This is a genomic window from Pseudomonas sp. B19(2017) (assembly GCF_002113165.1).
Lineage (GTDB): Bacteria > Pseudomonadota > Gammaproteobacteria > Pseudomonadales > Pseudomonadaceae > Aquipseudomonas.
The window spans coordinates 15,981-30,180 of record NZ_NEJR01000005.1 but is presented as its reverse complement, the minus strand read 5'-3'; the positions used below and the strand labels follow the sequence as shown (position 1 = coordinate 30,180).

Genomic DNA, 14,200 nt, shown 5'->3' with positions numbered 1-14,200 from the left:
GCCCGCGAAGCGGCCGGAACAGGCTTACAACCCTTCCTCCACCATCTGCAGGAAGGTCGCCACCACCCGCCGCGTGCGCTGCTCGCTCAGGCACACCAGTGTCTCGGTCAGGTGCCGCTGGCAATCGACGATCGGCAAGGCACACACCCGTGCATCCGCACCAAACTCAGCCGCCGACACCACCCCCACGCCAATCCCCACCACCACCGCTTCCCGAGCCGCTTCCCGGCCTTCCACCTGGATCGCCGGGCGAATCCGCAGCCCGGCCCGTTGCATCTCTTCTTCCAGCGTCTGCCGCGTCACCGACCCGGGCTCGCGCAGCACCAACGGCGTATCGTCCAGGTCCGCCAGGCTTATGGCGCCACGGCTGGCCCACGGGTGCTGGTGGGAAACAAACGCCACCATCGGGTCGCGGCGCAGCGGCAGGCAGTGCAGCCGCTCATCGTCGACGTCCCGTCCCAGCAGCGCAAGGTCGGCCTGGTAGCTGAACAGCCGGGCCAGCGACTCGTCTGTGTTGCCAGTCTCGATCTTCACCTGGATACCCGGGTAGCGCTGGCAGAAACGGGCGATCTGCGGCAACACGTGCACCGGCGCATCCACTGCCAGGACCAGGCTGCCGGTGTGCAGTGCACGCGAATCCTGCAGCAGTTCATGGGCCTCGGCTTCGCAGGCGAACAGGCGCTGGCTGATGCCCAGCAGGCGCTCGCCGAGGTCGGTGAGCTGCACCGAGCGCTTGTTGCGGTGGAACAGCAACACGCCGAAGCGCTCCTCCAGTTTGCGCACCTGGTCCGACACCGCAGGCTGGGTCAGAAACAGCTTTTCCGCGGCGCGGGTGAAGCTGCCGTGCACCGCCACGGCATGAAAGGCTTTGAGTTGGGCGTGGGAAACCGACATGGCCACCTCAGTAACAAGCTGAGCTTATGTGTGAAATACGATAAATCGATTTTATTTATCTTAGCGCAACTGTTTCCATGCATGTCAGCCCGACGCTGGTACCACAAGTGCCGCCAGGGCCATGGCACCCACACGGCGCCATCTGACCCGATGACAGCCTCGTCATCGCTGTGCGTAACACAAGAACAAGACAGGCGTTTCTTCACATTCTGCCGGCACACTTGAGCAAGAGGTCAGACTTACATGAACCAATCCCTAGCCGCGTTCAAACGCTGGCGTATCCAGATTTTCGCCATTACCTGGCTGGCCTACGCCGCCTTCTACTTCACCCGCAAGGCCTTTTCGGTGGCCAAACTGGGCATCGCTGAAGACCCAGGTTTCATGCTCGACAAGGCCGCCATGGCCAACCTCGATGCCATCTACCTGGCTGCGTACGCCGTGGGCCAGTTCACCTGGGGCATGCTCGCCGATCGCTTCGGCCCGCGCGTGGTGGTGCTCGGCGGCCTGCTGATTTCTGCTGCCGCTGCGGTGGTGATGGGCAGTTACGCCACTTTCCCGATCTTCGCCACCTGCATGCTGGTGCAGGGCCTGGCGCAATCCACCGGCTGGGCCGGGTTGTGCAAGAACATTGGCAGCTTCTTCCCGGCGTCGCAGCGTGGGCGGGTGCTGGGGCTGTGGAGTTCCTGCTATGCCTTTGGCGGCCTGGTGGCCTCGCCGTTTGCCGGCTGGTGGGCCTATACCCTGGTCGGTACCTGGCACGCGGCGTTCTTCTCCAGTGCCGCGGTGGTGGCGCTGGTGGCCGTGCTGTTTTTCTTCCTGCAGCGCAACAAGCCTGAAGATGTCGGCCTGCCGGCGGTGGAGCCCGAGCCACAGAGCATGGCCCCGGCCGGCAACCTGTGCAGTGTGTGGGCGCCGCTGAAAGAGATCTTGCGCAATCGCACGGTGCTGACCCTGGGGCTGGCGTACTTCCTGTTGAAGCCGGCGCGCTACGCCATCCTGCTGTGGGGGCCGGTGATCGTCTTCGAGCAGATGCCCTCGGTGGGCAAGGTGGGTGCAGCGATCATCCCGACAGCCTTCGAACTGGCGGGGCTGCTCGGCCCGATCATCATCGGCCTGGCCTCCGACAAGCTGTTCGGCGCCCGGCGCATGCCGGCCTGTGTCATCAGCCTGGTGCTGCTGACCATGGCCTTGGCGGCATTCATGGCGGCCATGCACACCGGCAGCGTGATCCTGGTGGTGGCCCTGTTGTTCGTCATGGGCCTGACCCTGTACGGGCCGGACTCGATGATCAGTGGCGCCGCGGCCATCGACTTCGGCACCGCCAAGGCCGGCGCCACCGCAGCGGGCTTCGTCAACGGCTGCGGCTCGGTGGGGGCGGTGCTGGGCGGGTTGCTGCCAGGGTACTTCGATGGCGTCACGGTGTTCATCGTGTTCGCCGGCTGCGCGCTGTTCTCGGCGCTGGTGCTGCTGCCGCACTGGAACAGCCGCCCGGCCAGCGCTGCGCAAAGCAGCGACGTGGCACCGAATACCAGCATGGCAATCAAGCCACTGCGTACCTGAAAGGAAAGCGAGCGAATGAGACCCTTCTGGCTGCAACAGGCCCTGGATTCGGCGCATGAGGCAATGTGCCCGCCGCTGCAAGGCGATACCCGTTGCGATGTGTGCATCGTCGGTGGCGGCTATACCGGCCTGTGGACCGCACTGATGCTGAAGGAAGCGGTGCCGGCCCTGGATATCGTGCTGATCGAGGCCGATATCTGCGGTGCCGGTGCCAGTGGCCGCAATGGTGGCTGCGTGTTGTCCTGGTCGGCCAAGTACTTCACCCTCGAGCGGCTGTTCGGGGTGGCCGAGGCGGTGCGCCTGGTGCGCGAGTCGGAGCGCAGCATCGGTGAAATCGGTGCGTTCTGCACGGCCAATGGCATCGACTGCGACTACCGCCTGGACGGCACGCTGTACACCGCCACCAATACCGCCCAGGTCGGTACCACCGATGCGGTGGTGGCCGCGCTGGAGCGCAAGGGGATCAATTCGTTCAGCCGCCTGCCGCTGGAACAGGTGCAGCGCCTGGCCGGCTCGGCGCGGCACCTGGAAGGCTGGTTCTCGCCGGCCGCGGCCACCGTGCAGCCGGGCAAGCTGGTGCGTGGCCTGCGCCGGGTGGCCTTGCAGCGCGGGGTACGTATTTTCGAAGGCACCGCCATGACCGCCCTGGAACATGGCGCCCCGGTGCAGGTGCGCACGGCCAGCGGTACCGTGCGCGCCGACCGCGTGGTGCTGGGCCTCAACGCCTGGATGGCGCGGGCCTTTGCGCAGTTCGAGCGCAGCGTGGCGATTGTGTCCAGCGACATGGTGATTACCGAGCCTTGCCCCGAATTGCTGGGCCAGATCGGCCTGGACAGTGGCATCAGTGTGCTCGACTCGCGGATCTTCGTGCACTATTACCACAACACTTCCGATGGCCGACTGATGCTGGGCAAGGGCGGCAATACCTTTGCTTACGGCGGGCGCATGCTGCCGGTGTTCGACCAGCCGTCGCCATACCGGCCATTGTTGCGTGAAAGCCTTGGCGGGTTTTTCCCGGCGCTGGCCGAGGTGCCGCTGGCGGCCAGCTGGAACGGGCCGTCGGACCGCTCGGTAACCGGCTTGCCGTTTTTCGGCAAGCTGGACGGGCAGGGCAATGTGTTCTACGGCTTTGGCTATTCCGGCAGCGGTGTGGGGCCGTGCCACATGGGCGGGCAGATCCTGTCGTCGCTGGCACTGGGGCTGGACAACCCGTGGACCCGTTCGCCGCTGGTCAAGGGGCCGCTGGGGCTGTTCCCACCCGAGCCGATCCGCTACCTGGGCTCGCTGATGGTGCGCAATGCCATCCGCCGCAAGGAGCGGGCCGAGGACCAGGGTTTGCGTCCGCGCCGGCTGGATGTGCGCTTGGCGCGGTTTGCCGCGGCGGCAGGCAAGGCGGATAAAGGCTGATGAGATTTCTTGTCGAACAGCGGCCTCTGGGCGTATAAACTGCACCCTCTTTTGGCCGGTCGCTTCCTGAACCGGCCGCTGAAACAAGAGAGTCGACATGGGCGCACAGTGGAAAGCCAAACATAAAGAAGCCGCGGCCAACGCCAAAGGCAAGATCATGGGCAAGCTGTCCAAAGAGATCCAGATCGCAGCCAAGTCCGGCGCCGACCCGGACATGAACCCGCGCCTGCGCCTGGCCATCGAGCAGGCCAAGAAGGCCTCGATGACCCGCGAGACCCTGGAGCGCGCGATCCGCAAGGGCGCGGGCCTGGACGGCGATGCCGTGCAGTACTCGGCGGTAAGCTACGAAGGTTTCGCCCCGCACCAGGTACCGCTGATCGTCGAGTGCCTGACCGACAACGTCAACCGCACCGTCGCGCAAATCCGCGTGCTGTTCCGCAAGGGCCAGCTGGGTGCCAGCGGTTCGGTGGCCTGGGACTTCAACCACGTTGGCCTGATCGAAGCCACCTCGAACGGTGACGCTGATCCGGAAATGGCAGCCATCGAAGCCGGTGCCCAGGACTTCGAGGAAGGCGACGAAGAGGGTTCGACCCTGTTCATCACCGACACCACCGACCTCGACGCGGTGCAGAAAGCCTTGCCGGAGCATGGCTTCACCGTGACCTCGGCGAAGATCGGCTACACCCCGAAGAACCCGGTGAGCGCGGCCAGCCTGAGTGCCGAGGCACTGGCTGAGGTTGAAGCGTTCCTCGAGGCCATCGACGAGAACGATGATGTACAGAACGTTTATGTCGGTCTGACTGACTGATCTGCTTCTCTGGGGCCGCTTTGCGGCCCAATCGCCGGCAAGCCAGCTCCCACAGGTACAGCACAAGCCCCGATGGTTGTGGTGACCCTGTGGGGGCTGGCTTGCCGGCGATTGGGCCGGTCGATCCCCTGGAAGGGAGCCTGTATGAACCCCGCTTTCGCGTCCCTCAGCCTCGCCCACCTGCGCACCCTCGACTACCTGCTGCAGCTGAAGAACCTCAGCCATGCCGCCGAGCGCCTGGGCGTCAGCCAGTCCGCCCTCAGCCGCCAGCTGGCCCACCTGCGCGAAGCCTTCGACGACCCGTTGCTGGTGCGCCAAGGCCGTGGCTACGTACTTAGCGAACACGCCGAAGCCCTGGTCGAACCGCTAAGGCAAGTGCTCGAAGAATTGCACGCCCTGCGTCAGCCCGCGGTGTTCGACCCGGCGCGCTGTGAGCGGCGCTTCTGCCTGGCAGCCTCAGACTATGTGGCCGAGCACATGCTGCCGCTGCTGGTCGCTGCACTGGAGCACGAAGCACCCGGCGTATCGCTGGAATACCGCACCTGGCAGGCCGGCCAGTATGCTTTGCTGGCCAGCGGCGAGATCGACCTGGCCACCACTTTGTTCGACGAGTCGCCACCCAACCTCCACGGGCGCCTGTTGGGCGAAGACCGCGCGGTGTGCCTGATGCGCCACGACCACCCGCTGGCCGCCCACGACACGCTCAGTCAGGCCGACTACCTGGCGCACAAGCATGTGCGTATTTCCGGCGGTGGCGACAAGGACAGCTTCATCGACCGCCACCTGCGCGCCCAGGGCCTGCAGCGGCGGGTCAGCCTGGAAGTGCCGTTCTTCTCCGCCACCGTGCAGGTGATCGCCAACAGCCAGGCGCTGGCTACCGTCCCCGAGCATATCGCCCGGCAGCTGTGCCGCCTGCATGACCTGGCCTGGCGGCCGCTGGGTTTCATCGAGCACAGCCAGCGCTACTGGGTGGTGTGGCACCAGCGCCTACAGGCCTCGGCCGAGCACCGCTGGTTGCGCAACCGGGTGTTCGAGTTGTGGCGCCGGTCGCAGTTCGGCGTGCAGGGCGGGCATGCGGGTCTGCCATAGCAGGTATGCGCAAGGCGGGGTTATTCGCCTGCGGATAGGTGCCTAGACTGGGGGCATTGTGTTGCCTGTGCTGGCCTCTTCGCGGGTAAACCCGCTCCTACAAATGATGCAGTACCTGTGGGAGCGGGCGTGCCCGCGAAGAGGCCGGTACAGGCAGAAGATAACCCACAGGAGACCCCAGGTGACCCCCGAACAATTCCGCCAGTACGGCCACCAACTGATCGACCTGATCGCCGACTACCGCCAATCCGTCGGCGAGCGCCCGGTCATGGCGCAAGTCGAACCCGGCTACCTCAAGGCCGCCTTACCCGCTCAAGCCCCCCGGCAAGGCGAGCCTTTCGAAGCGATCCTCGACGACGTCAACCAGTTGGTCATGCCGGGCCTGTCCCATTGGCAGCATCCGGACTTCTACGGTTACTTCCCTTCCAACGGCACCCTCTCGTCGGTCCTCGGTGATTTCCTCAGCACCGGCCTGGGCGTGCTGGGCCTGTCGTGGCAGTCCAGCCCGGCCCTGAGCGAGCTGGAGGAAACCACCCTTGACTGGCTGCGTCAGTTGCTCGGGCTGTCTGGCCAATGGAGCGGGGTGATCCAGGACACCGCATCCACCAGCACGTTGGTAGCGCTGATTTGCGCGCGGGAACGCGCCAGCGGCTATGCACTGGTGCGCGGCGGCCTGCAAGCCCAGGCCAGGCCGCTGATCGTCTATGTCAGCGCCCATGCCCACAGCTCGGTGGACAAAGCCGCACTGCTGGCCGGTTTTGGTCGCGACAACATCCGCCTGATCCCGACCGACGAACGCTACGCCCTGCGCCCGGAAGCACTGCAGGCGGCGATCGAGCAGGACCTGGCCGCTGGCAACCAGCCTTGCGCGGTGGTCGCGACCACCGGCACCACCGCCACCACTGCGCTCGACCCGCTGCGCCCGATCGGCGAGATCGCCCAGGCCCATGGGTTGTGGCTGCATGTGGACTCGGCCATGGCCGGCTCGGCGATGATCCTGCCGGAATGCCGCTGGATGTGGGACGGCATAGAACTGGCCGATTCGCTGGTGGTCAACGCGCACAAGTGGCTGGGCGTGGCTTTCGATTGCTCGATCTACTACGTGCGCGACCCGCAGCACCTGATCCGGGTGATGAGCACCAACCCCAGCTACCTGCAGTCGGCGGTGGATGGCGAGGTGAAGAACCTGCGTGACTGGGGGATTCCGCTGGGCCGCCGGTTCCGGGCGTTGAAGCTGTGGTTCATGCTGCGCAGCGAAGGGGTGGAGGCGTTGCAGGCACGGCTGCGGCGAGACCTGGACAATGCCCAATGGTTGGCCGGACAGGTGGCGGCCGCTGAGGGGTGGGAGGTGCTGGCGCCGGTGCAGTTGCAGACCCTTTGCATTCGCCATCGACCGGCGGGGCTGGAAGGGGAGGCGCTGGATGCGCATACCAAGGGCTGGGCCGAGCGGCTGAATGCGTCCGGGGATGCCTATGTGACGCCAGCTACGCTGGACGGGCGGTGGATGGTGCGGGTGTCGATTGGCGCGTTGTCGACCGAGCGGGAGCATGTCGAACAGCTTTGGGCGCGCCTGCAGGAAGTGGTCAAGGGCTGAAACTGCCGGGGCCGCGCTGCGGCCCATTCGCGGGCAAGCCCGCTCCCACAGGGACTGCATCGGCCTAAGGCTTGATGCGACCCTGTGGGAGCGGGCTTGCCCGCGAATGGGCTGCAGAGCAGCCCCCTGCAATCGATCAGTGGCTCACTGCCTGAAAGCTCCCTTTACGGCTAGCGTCATACGCAGTTTTGTCCATCGGTTTGGCATTAGGGTTGCCCAGGTCTTCCATCGTCAGGCGATGGGTTTCCGGGGCAATGTACGCCGCCAGGGCGCACACGCAAGTAATGAAGAACGCCAACCCACCGACCACCAGCGGAATGTTGTCCGAACCGGGTGGGGCAACCAGGGCGAACAGCGCCGGCAGCATGGCGGTCAGCATGGTGCCGATGTTCTGTGCGATGGCCATGGCGGAAACGCGATAACGGGTGTGGAACAGCTCTGGGTAGAAGCTTGGGAACACCGCGTTGTAGCCCTGGTACACCATGCCCCACATCACGATCGACGAGGCGAACGCCAGCGGTACGTTCTGGATGCTGATCGCGTACAGGTAGACGAAGGCCAGCAGGCCCGAGCCCAGGCAGCCGGTGATCATGGTCGGGCGACGGCCGATCTTGTCGGACAGGTTGCCGACAAACGGGATCACCAGCACCGCGACGATGTTGCCGACTACCGGAATCCACAGGTACACGCTCTTGTCGAAGCCGATGCCATAGGCTGGCTGTACCGCGTAGGCCGCACCGAAGATGGTGGCCACCACCGGGATCACGTTCATCAGGGCCATGAACATCACCAGCACCATGTGCTTCCAGCTGTGGCGGAAGGCTTCGCTGATCGGCGACTTGGCGACCTTGTCCTGCTTCTCTTCCTTCACGAATGCCGGGGTTTCGTGCACTTCCTTGCGGATGATGAAGCCGGCAATCAGCACGAAGGCGCTCATCAGGAACGGAATGCGCCAGCCCCAGTCGTTGAAGGCTTCGCTGGGCATGAAGTAGGCCAGTGGCAGGAACACGGCCGCCGCCAGCACCTGGCCAGCCTGCACGCCTTGCAGCGTGAAGCTGGCGTAGTAGCCCCGTCGGCCGAACGGCGCGTGCTCCATGATCATCGAGCTGGCACCGGAAATTTCCCCGGCCACGGCAAAGCCCTGGACCAGGCGCAGCAGCACCAGCAGGGCCGGGGCGAGCAGGCCAATGTCATGGTAGGTAGGCAGCAGGCCAACGGCCATGGTCGACAGGCCCATCAGGAACATGCACAGCAGCAGTACGTTCTTGCGGCCGCGGGTGTCACCCCAGTGGCCCAGCACGAAGGCGCCGACCGGGCGCGCCAGGTAACCCACGCCGTAGGTGGCCAGCGAGGCAATGATGGCCATTTTCGGGTCGGTGTTGGGGAAGAAGATCTGCGGGAAAATCAGCGCAGCGGCCTGGGCGTAGATGAAGAAGTCGTAGTACTCGAGTGCCGAGCCTATCCATCCACTGGCGGTCGCTTTCTTGGCTTGAGAGCTGGAGTGAGCCATCGTTGTCTCCGTTGTTATTGTTGTTTGCACAGGTTCCGCCGGAGATTCACCAAGGCAGGAGGCGAGGGTCGGTATGCCTGTGTCTGTGGTTCATGTTGACCACGGGCCAGTGGGCTGGCAATTCGCTAAAACGGGTTTCGTGCGATAATCGAACGCAAAACTAACCATTCCGTACAAAGAGATTGAAGCCACGACTTTACCTGCGAATAATCGATCGTGCCAAGAACTGTGGCTCTGATTTCCAGGCCTGGCCTCTGTAATCCTCCAACAACAAGGAACTCCCGCCATGCAGCGTTCGATCGCTACCGTGTCCTTGAGCGGCACCCTGCCGGAAAAGCTCGAAGCCATCGCCGCCGCCGGTTTTGACGGCGTCGAGATCTTCGAAAACGACCTGCTCTACTACGCTGGCAGCCCTCGCCAGGTGCGGCAGATGTGCGCCGACCTGGGTATTGCCATAACCCTGTTCCAGCCGTTCCGCGATTTCGAGGGTTGCCGCCGCGACCGCCTGCAGAAGAACCTCGACCGCGCCGAGCGCAAGTTCGACCTGATGCAGGAACTGGGCACCGACCTGGTGCTGGTGTGCAGTAACGTCCAGGCCGATGCCCTGGGCGAAGAACAGCTATTGGTCGACGACCTGCGCCTGCTGGCCGAGCACGCCGGCAAACGCGGCCTGCGCATTGGCTACGAAGCGCTGGCCTGGGGCCGCCACGTCAACACCTACCAGCAAGTCTGGAACCTGGTGCGCCAGGCCGACCACCCGGCCCTCGGGGTGATCCTCGACAGCTTCCACACCTTGTCGCTCAAGGGCGACCCGAGCGCGATCCGCGACATCCCCGGCGACAAGATCTTCTTCGTGCAAATGGCCGATGCGCCGATCCTGGCCATGGATGTGCTGGAGTGGAGCCGCCACTTCCGTTGCTTCCCGGGGCAGGGCGAGATGGACATGGCCGGTTTTCTGGCGCCAATCCTCGCCACCGGCTACCGCGGGCCGCTGTCGCTGGAAATCTTCAACGATGGCTTCCGCGCCGCACCGCCCCGGCAGAATGCCGCTGACGGCCTGCGTTCGCTGCTGTACCTCGAAGAGCAGACTCACCTGCGCCTGGAACAGGAAGGCACGCCGATCGAACCCGGAGTGCTGTTCACCCCACCGGCGGCCAGTGCCTATGACGGGGTGGAGTTCCTTGAATTCGCGGTCGACGAAGCCGTCGGCGCGCGCCTGGCCAGCTGGCTGAAGCGCCTGGGCTTTGCCGAAGCCGGCAAGCACCGCAGCAAAGAGGTGCAGTTGTTGCGCCAGGGCGATATCAACATTGTGCTGAACGCCGAACCCTATTCCTTCGGCCACAACTTCTTCGAGGCCCACGGGCCGTCGCTGTGCGCCACCGCGCTGCGGGTCAAGGACCAGCAAGCCGCCCTGAAGCGTGCCACCGCCTACCGTGGCCAGCCGTTCCGTGGCCTGGTCGGGCCTAACGAGTGCGAAGTGCCGGCGGTACGTGCGCCGGATGGCAGCCTGCTGTACCTGGTGGAGCAGGGCACTGCTGGCCAGACCCTGTACGACACAGACTTCAGCCTGGACAAGAGCGCCATGGCCACTGGCGGGCTGCGCCGTATCGACCACATGGCCCTGGCGCTGCCGGCCGAGTCGCTGGACAGCTGGGTCTTGTTCTACAAGAGCCTGTTCGATTTCGCTGCCGACGACGAGGTGGTGCTGCCGGATCCTTACGGCCTGGTCAAGAGCCGCGCCCTGCGTAGCCAGTGCGGCACCTTGCGCCTGCCGCTGAACATCTCGGAAAACCGCAACACCGCCATCGCCCATGCATTGTCCAGCTACCGCGGGTCGGGGGTGCACCACATTGCCTTCGATTGCGACGACATCTTCCGCGAAGTGGCACGGGCCAAACTGGCTGGGGTACCGCTGCTGGAGATCCCGCTGAACTACTACGACGACCTGGCGGCGCGTTTCGATTTTGACGACGAGTTCCTCAGCGAACTGGCTTACTACAACGTGCTGTACGACCGCGACGCCCAGGGTGGCGAGTTGTTCCACGTGTACACTGAGCCGTTCGAAGAGCGTTTCTTCTTCGAGATCATCCAGCGCAAGGGCGGGTATGCCGGTTACGGTGCGGCCAACGTCGCAGTGCGTCTGGCGGCGATGGCCAAGGCCCGCAGCGGGGCGGTGCGCAAGCCGGTCCTGTAATCGCTTGCCTGTACCGGCCTCATCGCCGGCAAGCCGGCTCCCACAGGTACTACACAGGCCTATCGAACCGCAGTGATCCTGTGGGAGCTGGCTTGCCGGCGATGAGGCCGGTAAAGTCACAGCACTTCAGCGCCCCCCTCAGCCACCAGCAGCAGCGACTGCGGCAGCGCACTCTGCGGGTGCTGTGGTTCCTGCAAACTCACCAACCGCAACCCCGCCATGTCCAGCGCATTCAGCCAGCTGGCCAGGGTGCGGAAGTACCACGGCATCACCTGCCAATCCCCGGCGAACCCGGCAAACGACTCTTCCCGCCAGCCATCCTGGTAATCGCCATCCGCCACGCTCCATGGGTGCAGGGTCTGGATCACCAGCGCACCGCCGGGCGCCAGCAACGCATTCATCGCTGCCAGCAGCGGGATGATGTCCTGCTGCAACAGGGCGAAGTTGGCACAGATAAGGTCATAGTCCTTGCCAACATAGGCCTGGGCCGCGGCCAGCTGTGCATAGCTGGCCAGGTGCACCTCGGCGGAACCTGCAGCGCGCGCGGCATCCACCAGCGCCCGGTCACCGTCCACACCTACCGCCTCGACACCCCGGTCGCCCAGCGCGCGCAGCAGCCAACCTTCACCACAGCCCAGGTCGAGCACCCGTTCGGGCTGGCGGCCCAGGATGGCCAGCAGGATGGCCTGGTCGGTGACCTGGCGACGGCTCTCGATACTGCCGCTGCGCACCGCATCGATCCAGGCCTGGGCGTTGTGCTGCCAGCTGACGAGCAAGGCGTCTTCAGGGTTGTGCATGGTCATCTCCGTTGTGCTCGATTCCGCCTGCGGCCGCCAGAGCGCTCAGCCGGTTGCAGTGCGCTGTCGCTTGATCCGGTACATATCGCCATCGGCATGGCGCAGCAGCATGTCGGCATCGTTGCCGTCCTCGGGGAACCGGGCCACGCCAATGCTGCAGGACGGCGCTCCGATACCGGCAAACTCGGCACCGAGTGGTTCGGCCATGGCTGCCAGGATGCGTGCCACCTGCTCGGCAATGGCCTCTGGCGAGGCGTAGTCGGTCAACAGCACGGTGAACTCGTCACCGCCCATCCGCGCCACCGTATCGGTCGCCCCTACGCAGCCTTCCAGGCGCCGCGCCAGGATGCACAGCACCCGGTCACCCACGCTGTGGCCGTGGTTGTCGTTGATATCCTTGAAGTCATTGATATCGATGAACAGCAACGCCAGCGGGTGGTTGTGATGGCGGGCCGCGGCGAGAGCAGTATCCAGCCGCTCGTTGAACATGGCCCGGTTGGCCAGGCGGGTGAGGGGGTCATGGTGGGCCAGGAAGCGCAGTTCTTCCTCGGCCTGGCGTTGGGCGGTGATATCCCGCGCCACACCGATGCGGGCATCGGCCTCGTCGGACCAGCAGGCCGCCCACAGGATATGCACGATACCGCCATCCTTGCGGATATAGCGGTTGCGGAAGTCGTAATGGGGATGGCCGCTCATCACCCGGACGATCGACGCGCGGGTGATCGCCAGGTCGTCAGGGTGCATATAGTCGGTGATCGGGGTGCCGATCAGTTCGCAGGCCTGGTAACCGAGCAGCGCCTCGCAGGCATCGCTGACGAAAACGATCTGGTTGTCCCTGTCGACCACGAACACCGTGTCCAGCATCAGGTGGATCAGCCTGGGGTATAACGCTTGCAGGTCTACGGGCATGGGGCAGGGCGTCCGCGTCGGGGTCACCGATCATAGCCTGAAATGGAACAAAATGCGGTAGCGCCGCTGTGGGAGCGGGCATGCCCGCTCCCACAGGGCCGCCGATAGTCAGTTGCTTACTACCAGTTCCGGCCCGAGGTAATCGTTGATCTGCTCGATATCATCATCCCCCAGGCTACCCACCGATGACGCCAGGCGCAGCCGCGACATCAGATAGTTCAACTTCGCCTCGAACAGGTCGTGGCGGGCGTCATACAGCAATTCTTCGGCATTGAGCACATCCGAGTTGGTGCTGGTGCCGCCTTCCTTGAAGCCCTTGCGGGCCGAAAGCAGCGAGCGCTCGTTGGAGGCCACGGCCTTTTCCAGCGCCTGTATGCGCAGCGCGCCACTCTGTACGCCGCGGTACTCGCGAGTGGTACCGGAAATCACTTCCTGGCGTGTGGCGTCCAGTTCATCCAGGGCCTTGGAACTGTTGGCGCTGGCCTGGCGGGTGAGGGCGCTGGTGCTGCCACCGCTGTACAGCGGAATGTTCAGCTCAAGCCCGATCGAGCTGTAGTGGTTGCGCTGGTTCAGTTCGGAAATCGACTGGCTGCTGCCAGCGGTATAACCCGCCACGAAATCCAGGGTCGGCCAGTGCCCGGCGCGGGCGCGGTTGACTTCTTCTTCGGCCAGCTCGTAGCTGTGCCGGCGCGCATGAATCAACGGGCTGTCGGCCTGGGCCTTGACCAGCCAGTCCTGCAGGTTGCCCGGTATCAGCGGCGGGGTGTTGAAGCCTGGCTGCAAGGTGGTCAGCGACTGCGGGGTTTCACCGATGTATTCCTCCAGCTTGCGGCGGGCGTTGACCAGGTTGTCCTCGGCTTCGATCAGGTCGGCTTCGGCCAGGTCGCGGCGGGCCACCGACTCGTCGACGTCGGTGATGGTGCCGGCACCCAGCTCCTTGCGCCGTTTCGCCGACGCCAGCTGCTCTTCGAAGGCATTCAGCTTGGCCTCGGCCAGGGTGATGGTTTCGCTGGCCAGCAGCACGTCGAAGTAGGCGTCGGCCAGGCGCACCGCAGCATCCTGGCTCTTGGCGTCGAACACCGCCACGCTGTAGTCGGCACGTTGCTGGCCCTGGCGGTATTCGGCCATCTTCTGCTTGTTGAACAGCGGTTGGCGCAAACGCACGTTGGCGCCCTTGGAATCATAATCCAGGTCGCTGTCGCGGCCATTCTGCCGTTGGCTGCCATTGACCTTGTTGAAGTAGCCCGCCGCGTTGATCTGCGGCAGCAGGCCGGCCTGGCCGATGGCGCGGTTCTCGCTGCCGGCTTCTTTTTCATGCACCGCGGCGCGGTAGATCGGGCCTTGGTACTGCAGCAGGTCCCAGGCTTGCTTCAGGTCCATGGCACTGGCCTGTGCGGACAACCCCAACAGGCACAACATCAGGCACGGGCGATTCATG

The 14,200-nt window shown here is 64.7% G+C and carries 11 protein-coding genes; 6 read left to right on the top strand and 5 right to left on the bottom strand.

Annotated features, from left to right (window positions below):
* Positions 1–24 precede the first annotated feature (24 nt).
* Positions 25–894, bottom strand: coding sequence for a LysR substrate-binding domain-containing protein (locus CAF70_RS09300; RefSeq protein WP_013972053.1), 870 nt, complete (start codon positions 892–894; stop codon positions 25–27).
* A gap of 243 nt (positions 895–1,137) precedes the next feature.
* Here CAF70_RS09300 and CAF70_RS09295 point away from each other — a divergent pair, with 243 nt between their 5' ends.
* From CAF70_RS09295 to CAF70_RS09275, 5 genes are all read left to right on the top strand, one after another.
* Positions 1,138–2,454, top strand: coding sequence for an MFS transporter (locus tag CAF70_RS09295; protein ID WP_085624264.1), 1,317 nt, complete (start codon positions 1,138–1,140; stop codon positions 2,452–2,454).
* Positions 2,455–2,469: 15 nt separating this feature from the next.
* On the top strand, positions 2,470–3,861 hold the full coding sequence (locus CAF70_RS09290) for an FAD-dependent oxidoreductase (RefSeq protein WP_085624262.1): 1,392 nt from the start codon (positions 2,470–2,472) through the stop codon (positions 3,859–3,861).
* A 97-nt stretch (positions 3,862–3,958) separates the two neighbouring features.
* On the top strand, positions 3,959–4,669 hold the full coding sequence (locus tag CAF70_RS09285) for a YebC/PmpR family DNA-binding transcriptional regulator (RefSeq protein WP_085624260.1): 711 nt from the start codon (positions 3,959–3,961) through the stop codon (positions 4,667–4,669).
* A gap of 144 nt (positions 4,670–4,813) precedes the next feature.
* Positions 4,814–5,758 carry a LysR family transcriptional regulator gene (locus CAF70_RS09280; protein ID WP_085624258.1) on the top strand — a complete coding sequence of 315 codons (945 nt, stop codon included), beginning with the start codon at positions 4,814–4,816 and terminating at the stop codon, positions 5,756–5,758.
* Between the two features lie 181 nt (positions 5,759–5,939).
* Positions 5,940–7,352, top strand: coding sequence for a DOPA decarboxylase (locus tag CAF70_RS09275; RefSeq protein ID WP_085624256.1), 1,413 nt, complete (start codon positions 5,940–5,942; stop codon positions 7,350–7,352).
* Positions 7,353–7,488: 136 nt separating this feature from the next.
* Here CAF70_RS09275 and CAF70_RS09270 read toward each other — a convergent pair whose 3' ends face one another.
* Positions 7,489–8,862, bottom strand: a complete 1,374-nt coding sequence (locus CAF70_RS09270) for an MFS transporter (protein ID WP_085624254.1) — start codon at positions 8,860–8,862, stop codon at positions 7,489–7,491.
* A 286-nt stretch (positions 8,863–9,148) separates the two neighbouring features.
* Between CAF70_RS09270 and quiC the strand changes: the two genes are divergently transcribed.
* Positions 9,149–11,056: a 3-dehydroshikimate dehydratase QuiC gene (gene quiC / locus CAF70_RS09260; RefSeq protein ID WP_085624252.1), complete on the top strand. Its 1,908-nt coding sequence runs from the start codon at positions 9,149–9,151 to the stop codon at positions 11,054–11,056.
* Between the two features lie 116 nt (positions 11,057–11,172).
* Here the strand turns inward: quiC and CAF70_RS09255 are convergent, their stop codons facing one another.
* From CAF70_RS09255 to CAF70_RS09245, 3 genes are all read right to left on the bottom strand, one after another.
* On the bottom strand, positions 11,173–11,853 hold the full coding sequence (locus tag CAF70_RS09255; RefSeq protein ID WP_085624250.1) for a bifunctional 2-polyprenyl-6-hydroxyphenol methylase/3-demethylubiquinol 3-O-methyltransferase UbiG: 681 nt from the start codon (positions 11,851–11,853) through the stop codon (positions 11,173–11,175).
* A gap of 45 nt (positions 11,854–11,898) precedes the next feature.
* Positions 11,899–12,762 (bottom strand): sensor domain-containing diguanylate cyclase, encoded by an 864-nt coding sequence (locus CAF70_RS09250; RefSeq protein WP_085624248.1) that lies wholly within the window; start codon positions 12,760–12,762, stop codon positions 11,899–11,901.
* Positions 12,763–12,870: 108 nt separating this feature from the next.
* The gene (locus tag CAF70_RS09245) at positions 12,871–14,199 is read right to left on the bottom strand and encodes a TolC family outer membrane protein (RefSeq protein WP_085624246.1); all 1,329 of its coding nucleotides are present in this window, start codon (positions 14,197–14,199) and stop codon (positions 12,871–12,873) included.
* Position 14,200: the final 1 nt, after the last annotated feature.

Bases quoted from the DNA above. Each gene is read 5' to 3' on its own strand.
- CAF70_RS09270 (WP_085624254.1), bottom strand. From the start codon at position 8,862: ATGGCTCACTCCAGCTCTCAAGCCAAGAAAGCGACCGCCAGTGGATGG.
- CAF70_RS09245 (WP_085624246.1), bottom strand. From the start codon at position 14,199: ATGAATCGCCCGTGCCTGATGTTGTGCCTGTTGGGGTTGTCCGCACAG.
- CAF70_RS09295 (WP_085624264.1), top strand. From the start codon at position 1,138: ATGAACCAATCCCTAGCCGCGTTCAAACGCTGGCGTATCCAGATTTTC.
- CAF70_RS09280 (WP_085624258.1), top strand. From the start codon at position 4,814: ATGAACCCCGCTTTCGCGTCCCTCAGCCTCGCCCACCTGCGCACCCTC.
- quiC (WP_085624252.1), top strand. From the start codon at position 9,149: ATGCAGCGTTCGATCGCTACCGTGTCCTTGAGCGGCACCCTGCCGGAA.
- CAF70_RS09255 (WP_085624250.1), bottom strand. From the start codon at position 11,853: ATGCACAACCCTGAAGACGCCTTGCTCGTCAGCTGGCAGCACAACGCC.
- CAF70_RS09285 (WP_085624260.1), top strand. From the start codon at position 3,959: ATGGGCGCACAGTGGAAAGCCAAACATAAAGAAGCCGCGGCCAACGCC.
- CAF70_RS09300 (WP_013972053.1), bottom strand. From the start codon at position 894: ATGTCGGTTTCCCACGCCCAACTCAAAGCCTTTCATGCCGTGGCGGTG.
- CAF70_RS09250 (WP_085624248.1), bottom strand. From the start codon at position 12,762: ATGCCCGTAGACCTGCAAGCGTTATACCCCAGGCTGATCCACCTGATG.
- CAF70_RS09290 (WP_085624262.1), top strand. From the start codon at position 2,470: ATGAGACCCTTCTGGCTGCAACAGGCCCTGGATTCGGCGCATGAGGCA.